Below are 8,735 nucleotides of genomic sequence, written 5' to 3'. Positions count from 1 at the left end.
AACGTAGTGCTGTTCGGGGCGACCCGGGGCGAGGCCTATTTCAACGGCCGTGCGGCGGAAAGGTTCTGTGTACGCAACTCCGGCGCCCTGAGTGTCGTCGAAGGCATTGGCGATCACGGCTGCGAATACATGACCGGTGGGGCCGTCGTGATCCTGGGGCCGATCGGTAAGAACTTCGCAGCCGGTATGAGCGGGGGCGAGGCCTATCTGTTCGACGAGCAGGGCCTGGCCGAGCGCTACGTCAACCTGGACGGCAGGCGAATTGAGCCGGTGACCGGGACACGTGACCGACAACTGCTCAGGCGTATGCTGGAAAACCATGTCAGCCACACCGGCAGCACGAAGGCCACGCAACTCCTGGATGACTGGGACGAGGGCGTGCCGCGTTTCGTGAAGGTGGTGCCCGAGGCCTACGCGGCGGCCATCGCACGCCAGCTCGCGAACGGACGGGATATCCGCGTCAAGCCACCGCGTCCGGCGGTGCGCCGGGCCGCGTGAGGTAAGGGGCATGTCGGAGAATCATCCGGACGGGTTTCTCAGGAACGCGCGCACGCCGATCGGCTACCGCGATCCACGGTCGCGCATTCGCGATTATCGGCAGGTCTACCGGTTTTCATGGGACGAGGCCGCACTGCGCAACCAGGGCGAGCGTTGCATGGACTGCGGTGTGCCGACCTGTATGGGGGGATGTCCGATCGGCAATATCATCCCCGAATGGAACGACCTGGTGTATCGTGGCCGCTGGCGTGAAGCGCTCGCGCGCCTGCATGCCACCAACAACTTTCCCGAGTTCACCGGCTACACCTGTCCAGCGCCGTGCGAGCCGGCGTGCACGCTCGCCTGCAACGACGATGCGGTGACGATCAAGGACATCGAGCGGGCCGTCGTCGATGCCGGCTGGCGGAACGGCTGGATCGTACCCGAGCCGCCTGCCGAGCGCAGCGGCAGGCGTGTGGCGGTCGTCGGCAGCGGGCCGGCGGGGCTGGCCGCCGCCCAGCAGCTCAACCGCGCGGGACATCGGGTCACGGTATTCGAACGTGACGACGCGATCGGCGGCCTGATGGTCTACGGCATCCCCGATTTCAAGTTTGAGAAACGAATGCTCGCGCGGCGCGTGGAACAACTGCGCCAAGAAGGCATTGCGTTTCGAACGGGGGTCAATATCGGCGTCGATGTGACCCTGGAGCGGCTGCAGGCGGAATTCGACGCGGTGTGCCTGGCCATCGGTGCGCTCGAGCACCGCGATGTGCCGGTACCGGGGCGCGCCCTGCAAGGTGTCTTATTCGGCATGGACTATCTCACCGCCGAGAACCGACGTCAGGCGGGGCGCCCGGTTGATGACGACATCGATGCACGGGGCAGGCGCGTGGTCGTGCTCGGCGGTGGCGACACCGGGACCGACTGTATCGCCACCGCCCACCGCCAGGGCGCGAAGGCCGTCCTGCAGATCAGCATCAATCCACGCCCGCCGGACTCGCGGCCGGCCGATAACCCGTGGCCGCAGCAGCCCCGAGTTTATCGATTGACCTATGCCCTGGAGGAAGGCGGTGACGAGGCCTTCTGTATCAACATCACCGGCTTTGTCGACAGCGACGGCGATGGCCGCGTCGATCGGCTGATTGCCGAGCGAGTGGATTGGAAGCGTGATGCCGAGGGGCGGCGGACGGAAAAGATCCTGCTCGGGAGCGGGATCGAGATCCCGGCGGACCTGGTCTTGATCGCGATCGGCTTCAAGGGCCCCGAGGTCGCGCCCCTCTGCGATCCACGGTTGACATTGACCGAAGACAATACGCTGAAAACCGATGCACGGAGCATGACCGGGATACCGGGTGTATTCGTCGCCGGCGATGCCCGCCGCGGCCAGTCGATCGTGGTCTGGGCTATTGGCGAGGGGCGCGACGTCGCCCGGCATATCGATACCTGGCTGACGGGACGCTCGCGGCTGCCGCACAGTCTGCAGACACCGAACGCGCCGAGCCCGCCGCGCGGACTTTAGGACAACCGTGATCATCACGCCGGATATTCGTTCGTCATCAAGGCGCGACAGCAAGCGCAAAGTCGAACTATCACAAGTCTTGACCGGAACTCGCTGGTTGAACCGAGATCACGTGAAAGCAACCCCATGACAAATGTGAGTGCACGTCGGTGGATTTTCGCGTTAGACTGCTACCGCAGAGGGGATTTCCAAATGAGGAATCTCGGTTTAGGGAGATACACGAAGCAGATGGCACGTAAATTATTGAAGAGTTCTGGGCGCGGCATGTTCGCGCTGGCGCTGTCCATGATAGTTGTGTTGGGGACATCCGCGGGAGTGAGAGCCGATGAGGCAGATGCCAAGAGGCTGCTCAAGACCATGTCCGAATACCTGTCGGCGCAGGAGGCGCTCTCGTTCGGATACGATACCACCCTCGGGGTCGTCACCACCGATGGCCAGAAACTCGAGCTGGCAAGCTCAGGCACCGTCACGCTCAATCGACCTGACAAGATCCGCGCCACGCGCTCCGGCGGGTTTGCGAATGTCGAGATGTACTTTGACGGGAAAACGCTGACTATGATGGGTAAGAACTTGAACATCTATGCACAGACTGATGTGCCTGGCACGGTCGAAAACTTGGTCGATGCGTTGAGGACCAAGCATCACATGTCGCTCCCTGCCGCGGATTTGCTGTTGCCGGATCCTTACGATGAACTGATGCTTGATGTCGTCGATGTAAAGGACCTTGGCAGCGGCGTGATTGGGGGCGTTGAATGCGATTCACTCGCTTTTCGAAAAAAAGAAGTCGATTATCAGATTTGGATCGCACAAGGGGAACGCCCCTATCCTTGCCGGTTTGTTATCACCTCCAAGCTCATTGCTGGCGGACCGCAATACACCATTCAGACCAGGGACTGGAAGACTGGAGATGAGGTTGCGGCAGTTGATTTCAGCTTCAAGAACACAACCAGCGCCAGGAAGGTTGAACTGAGGGATCTTGAGGGCACGGACGAATTGCCGGAGCATTTCGTGACAGGGGAATCTCAATGAGCATATCGAACCGAGTTGGTATCTTCTTGATTCTCGTAACCATCGTGGTTTGCGGATTCGAAGTTGGAGATCGGCTTTCAATCCCAGGGGTTCACAGTTTTATTCCGGCTGCCGAAGCCAGAGTCGGGCGTCCACTAACCCCAGTGAGCGTTGCCGGGGTGGGGCGACGCACGGTGCGACGTTGTGCGGTAGGCGTATATGGGTGTTAGCCTTCAGGGCGTTGTTATACCCGCCGCGGACAGGTTTTCCCGGCACGCACGCCCTCTTCGTCCCGTGGCAGCGTTGCGATTCCTTGCAATAGAGCGGCTATTACGCGTCATCGCGTCTTGCCACGAAACGAATATGACACGCACTTTCTCGTGAAAACCTGTCCGTGACGGGTATAAGACCCGTAACCAGAACCAACAGTCGCTGTGATCGGCTCCGGACAGCCGGAAGCACGTCTGGATAGGCCGAACAGATCAATTTTCCCGGGATCAGGTTGGGGTCACTGCTCCCGGCCTGGTTGCCGTTCGACCGGAATGACCGCTAGGAGCCTGTCGGACTGAGGATTAATCTACTGCGCTGATGGGAGCTCGGCTCAAATGCTCCCGATTTTTCGTTGCGTAGGCCCATTATGCGCCTCAAAATCGTGAACGTTTGATCTCGCTCTCCCATCATGCTCGCTACGATCACCTAAGGCGATTTCTGTCAAATGACATACCATCCTGTTTGTCTTTTCGTCCGTCCTCCGTGTTGCGACAACAGTGACATGATTCGACTATGCGCCTGTTGTCGCGCCGTGATGACGAACGAAAATCCGGCGCAATCTGGTATGCCATTTTCCGGCTATCGCCTAATCCGAATTCGGCAAGTTGACGATAATGATATACACGATGATGATATACACAATGTGCAGCAACTGTCCCCGGAGCTGAGCGGACAGTCAGCGACTATCGTGGCTTAAGATGCGCTTTCTTTACTCGAAAGAGGTAATCCTCGATGCCCGATCAAGACACGCAGAAGCTTGACAACGGCGATGCAGAGCCGAAGGCGGGCACGGCACCGGACTCAAGCAAGCTACACTTATGGTCCGGTCGAGGTGTCCAGTTCTGGTTGTTTTGCGTCCTGCTCGTGCTCGCCCTGGTCGGGATGGGCTTGACGCAAGCCACCGAAGGGGGCGGAGCGCTATATTGGTTGGTTGTACTCTGGGTCTACGTGGTGCTCAGCCTGGTGCGAGCCTGGTTGCAGGCCAGAAAACGCCATGGCTCGATCTGGTCCGAAATCCATCTGCATCTGTTTCACTGGCTGGGCGCCTTGGTGGCGCTGTACATCATCTTCGGGCTCGAGCGCCACGACATCCTTTCCCGGGACGCCGCGTCCAATGTCTCAATGGTCATTCTGGCCCTGTCCAGTTACCTGGCCGGGCTTCACTTCGAACGTATGTTTGTCCTGATCGGAATCATTTTGGCGATCATGGCGGTCGTCGGTGCCGTCGTCGAACAATACACGCTCTGGATGATCATCGTTCCGACTTCGCTTGTTGCCGCCTGGCTGTTTCTCAAGAGCAGACACTCGCAAAAGGATTCCTGACGGCGCTGCAAAGCCCGGGGAGAGGCTTGGTGCCGTCCCCCTGGGTAAGCGTGCTCGTCCGGGGCGCCCTGTTGGCTTCAGGCGACTGCCGGAAAACAATATACCAAATGCGCCGGATTCTCGTTCGTATTCAAGGCGTGCCGGCCGGCGCATAGCAGGTTATGTAACGGCGGGCACAACGCAGAAGCCGACCGAAATGACAAGCAGGCTGGTCTGTCATTTGACAGAGATCGCCTCGGTCTATGGGCTGCAAGACCTGTTTTTCGTCATTCTGACGACCTTTCTGTTGTAGTTCGTCGGATCGTTGTCGGGCTCGATACCCGGCTGCGCCCCGGGCAAAAGAGCGCAGGGCTTGAGCGTTGGATCACCCGGGCGAGCTTCGCCCAACCCAAGCGGATCCGGAGATCGGTTTTGGCGTCGGCCACGAGCGTGCCGAGCGACAACGGTTGAGCGATGAACCGATCCAGGGCGGGTCGGCGGGCGAGAGGTTCTGACCAATCGAGTCTGACCCCATTGATCCAAAATATCGAGTGGCAGACATGGTTAAGTAGGCGTATCATCGGTTCGAAGTACAAGGTCATTTGCGATCCGCTTACCTTGCCCGCATAGGGAAATTCGGGGTTGCGGATTAGAATGAAGGACTAGACGGGGTGTTTCCCGGGGAAAACCGGGTATCGCGCAAGGCACCCCGTGTCATCACCAAGCGACGACATGGGGGGGCCTCCATGGCTAAGACCGTTATTATCGGCGCCGGGTTCTCCGGACAGTACGCGGCGTTGATCCTGCAGAAAGCATTGAAGGACGTGGATGGTGATCATGAGATCGTCGTGGTCAATCTCCATCCCAGGTTCACGTACATCCCCTCGCTGATCTGGGTGGGTATCGGCCAGATCAAACCCGCGAAGGCTCAGTTCGAGCTGCAGCCCGTCTACGACAAGTTAGGGATCGAGTTCATTCAGGGGCGAGCCAAGGCGATTCATCCGGACGACGAATACATCGTCGTTGAGACGGACGACGGCGTCTCGCAACAGGTGTCGTACGATTACCTGCTCATCGCGACCGGTCCTTATCTCAACTATGCTGCCACGCCGGGGCTGGGGCCGGAAGACGGTTTCACGCAGTCAATCTGTACTCCGCCACACGCCGAACAAACCGCCGCGACCTACCGGCTCTTGCTGGAACGACTCAAAAAGGGTGAAAAGGCCAAGGTCGTCGTGGGGACCGGGCACGGAAGCTGTACCTGCCAGGGGGCGGGGTTCGAGTTCATCTCGCTGCTGCACAACGACCTGAAGGACCGCGGTCTGCGGGACCGGGTCGAGATGACGTGGCTCTCCAACGAGCCGCGGGCGGGAGACTTCGGAATCGACGGTTTCGAGATGAAACGCGGCCCTGTCATCTTTTGCTCGGAAGACATGGCCACTGCACTGTTTCAGCAGTACGACATCCGCATGGAATTGCACAGTCATGTGCACCAGATCGATGACAAGGCGATTCATACCGAAAACGCCAGTGGTGAATTCAAGGACATCGAATACGATTTTGCCATGTTGATTCCCCCGTTTCGGGGCCAGCCGCTCGAATACCGGGACAAGGAGGGCAACGACATCAAGGACCGGATGTGCAATCCGGCCGGCTTCGTCAAGGTCGATGCCTTTTACGGGAAACGCTACGAGGATCTTGTCTGCTTCGACTGGCCCAAAACCTATCAGAGCCCCGAGTACCCGAACGTCTACAGTTGCGGGATCGCATTTGCGCCGCCGGGGTGCACCTCGCGTCCCTACACCTCGCCCAATGGTGTTCAGCTGATGCCGGCGATACCGCGCACCGGCTACACCTCGGAACTGACCGGCAAGGCGGCCGCGTTGAACATCGCCGAGATGATCCAGGGGCGGGAACCCTGCCATACCGCCTCGCTCGCCGAGACCCCTGGCATGTGCATCGCCTCGCTCAAGAATTCCTGGCTGCGGGGTTCGGCGGCGACGATCGGCATCTATCCTATCGTGCGAAACAAGGCCGCGTTTCCGGACACTGGGCGGGACTTAGGTTTGGGCAACGTTGAGATCGGGCTGGCCGGCGCGTGGCTGAAGAAAGGCCTGCACCACGGTTTTCTGTACAAGCTCAGTGCAAAGCCAGGCTGGCAGTACATACCCTGACACGGCTTGCCGAAAAATTTCCGGTCGGGTGCGTGCCAGGCTCGGGCTGAACCGGAGGAGAGAAAACGCAGATCAGACGGACATCAATAGCAGCCAGGGAGATACATCCCGGTATTTCGCGACAAGCGTACAACAGTAATCCGGGATTACATCAAGTGGAGGAAAATCTCATGCAATACGTGATGATCGAAAGTGAAAAGCGCAAGCAGCAGAACCTGTTGGTTCAGGTATGGCGCTTCGTTATCTTGTCCAATCGATTCGTGAAACTGCTGACCTGCGGGGACTGCAAATATCCCGAGCGTGAGCAGGGCGGCGAGGACCTTCAACCGTCCGCCGATACCGGGCAACCCAGACGGGTGGTCTGAAACTCGATATCGTGCTGCCCGGCCCTTTGCCGGACGGGGGACGGAGAATAACGGACGCACAACACACCGCACTTTCCCAGCCCGCGTGGGCGTGATGGGAATGGTTCGAGGTTGAGGCTGGCCCGCCGTTGCGGTTTCAGCGTCAGCCAGCCATCGAAGTACGCCGCCGCGGGCTGCCTCCTTTCAACGCCATACAGGATGGACGTATGCGGTTCGTCACCAAGGTCTACTGAACCTGCCTCACTGCTTCCTCAAAGGCCAACTACTCCCCAGTATTCTCCGCCGCATCGTCCTCCATCGAGTACTCCAGTAACTCCCCTGTCCAGGGATCCAGACGAAGCTTGACAGGCTGGCCCCGGTATTCGGCCTCCACCTCCCAGTCGTAATCCTCTCGCTCGATCTCGAGGATAGGATCGAAACCGGCGAGTTCCAGCTTGCGAACCAGTCTGGACAGCGGGAGCTGTCTGGGCGCCCGAGGCAGGTAGGCCATCGGGGGTTGTTGTCCCCGGGGAGCGGATATCGAATCCGCTGTGGTCGGGGGACAGGGATATCCGCGTGCCGGATCGCACCTGGATTGCGAATCCGCGGAGGCCATCGCGGGAAGGCCGATCACCACTAGCAGCAGGAGGGTACGCATGGTCGGGCTCCGGTTGGTGTGTTCAGTCGAATACCATACCACCGAATCGAACAGAGTAGGATACGGTGAGTGCGCGGACCTGGAGGAGAGCGACGCGGCACACAATATGGCGACAGATCGCGGACAGCAATGCGGTAAAAGTCAGGGTCCAGGTATGCATGGAAACTCGCTCACCACAGGACCGATACAGATTCAATACGGACTAGGTCGGCCGCATTTGAAATCCGAGAATCGCTTTGCCCGTCGGTGGCCGGGAGTGTCGTGTCTGCTACGGCGGTCCAGGCCGTCAGGCCCGTCCCGCCACCGGTGGAATTTGATCAGACAATCAAGGGCTTCCGCTCCCGGGGTCGCACCGACTGAGAAGATGTCGTCGGTGCCAATGCGGATGCGATGTGCTTACGTGCGGTTGCCATGGCCAGATCGGCAGCAACCTGCACTTCCCCCGCCGCGATCAGACGTACGTCCGTGATGCCGATAAAGCCGAAGATGTGCCTCAGATATCCGGTCGCGAAGTCGACCTTGCTTCCGATCGGGGTACCGCCGGATGCCGTCGCCAGGTACACCGGACGATCGCCCAGCAGGCCGACCGGACCGTTCTCGGTGTAACGGAAGGTTTCACGCGCGCGGCAGACCAGGTCGACCCAGGCCTTGACCGACGCCGGGACACCGAAGTTGTAGATAGGTACCGCCATGACAATGGCGTCGGCATCCGTAATCTCGCGGATAAGGAGGTCCGACAGCGCGAGTATGGCACGATGTTCGGCGGTCCGTTCGGCGGGATCGGTAAAGTTGGCGTTCAGCCAGTCCTCGTCGAGCAGTGGCAGGGTTTCCGCGAGCTCGCGTCGCACCACCCGGGCTCCCGGGTGTCGTTCACGAAGACGCTGGATGAGATCGTCTGCGAGCCGGCGGGTGACCGATCCCTCGGTTCGTGCACTGGCGTCGATACGAAGTATATTCATTTCGATGTTATCCGCTGTGTCATG

General features: G+C 59.7%; 9 protein-coding genes. 7 read left to right on the top strand and 2 right to left on the bottom strand.

Going from position 1 to position 8,735, the window contains the following annotated elements; translation table 11 throughout:
- From LJE91_06640 to LJE91_06610, 7 genes are all read left to right on the top strand, one after another.
- Positions 1-498, top strand: a 498-nt coding sequence (locus LJE91_06640) for a glutamate synthase (GenBank protein ID MCG6868406.1), incomplete at its 5' end; no start/stop codon positions are given.
- 10 nt (positions 499-508) lie between these two features.
- On the top strand, positions 509-1,996 hold the full coding sequence (locus LJE91_06635) for a glutamate synthase subunit beta (protein MCG6868405.1): 1,488 nt from the start codon (positions 509-511) through the stop codon (positions 1,994-1,996).
- Between the two features lie 228 nt (positions 1,997-2,224).
- The gene (locus LJE91_06630; protein MCG6868404.1) at positions 2,225-3,025 is read left to right on the top strand and encodes a DUF2092 domain-containing protein; all 801 of its coding nucleotides are present in this window, start codon (positions 2,225-2,227) and stop codon (positions 3,023-3,025) included.
- Positions 3,022-3,234, top strand: coding sequence for a hypothetical protein (locus LJE91_06625; GenBank protein ID MCG6868403.1), 213 nt, complete (start codon positions 3,022-3,024; stop codon positions 3,232-3,234). Before LJE91_06630 ends, LJE91_06625 begins: the two co-directional genes overlap by 4 nt.
- A 772-nt stretch (positions 3,235-4,006) precedes the next feature.
- A complete protein-coding gene (locus LJE91_06620) occupies positions 4,007-4,597 on the top strand; it encodes a hypothetical protein (GenBank protein ID MCG6868402.1) in 591 nt (196 codons plus the stop codon).
- Between the two features lie 725 nt (positions 4,598-5,322).
- Positions 5,323-6,750 carry an FAD-dependent oxidoreductase gene (locus tag LJE91_06615; protein MCG6868401.1) on the top strand — a complete coding sequence of 476 codons (1,428 nt, stop codon included), beginning with the start codon at positions 5,323-5,325 and terminating at the stop codon, positions 6,748-6,750.
- A 170-nt stretch (positions 6,751-6,920) separates the two neighbouring features.
- Positions 6,921-7,115 (top strand): hypothetical protein, encoded by a 195-nt coding sequence (locus LJE91_06610; GenBank protein ID MCG6868400.1) that lies wholly within the window; start codon positions 6,921-6,923, stop codon positions 7,113-7,115.
- A 262-nt stretch (positions 7,116-7,377) separates the two neighbouring features.
- Here the strand turns inward: LJE91_06610 and LJE91_06605 are convergent, their stop codons facing one another.
- Positions 7,378-7,605, bottom strand: coding sequence for a PepSY domain-containing protein (locus tag LJE91_06605; protein MCG6868399.1), 228 nt, complete (start codon positions 7,603-7,605; stop codon positions 7,378-7,380).
- A 464-nt stretch (positions 7,606-8,069) separates the two neighbouring features.
- Positions 8,070-8,717, bottom strand: a complete 648-nt coding sequence (locus tag LJE91_06600; GenBank protein MCG6868398.1) for an NAD(P)H-dependent oxidoreductase — start codon at positions 8,715-8,717, stop codon at positions 8,070-8,072.
- Positions 8,718-8,735 lie beyond the last annotated feature (18 nt).

Source organism: Gammaproteobacteria bacterium (assembly GCA_022340215.1).
Taxonomy (GTDB): Bacteria; Pseudomonadota; Gammaproteobacteria; order JAJDOJ01; family JAJDOJ01; genus JAJDOJ01.
This window is presented reverse-complemented; position numbering and strand designations above follow the sequence as displayed.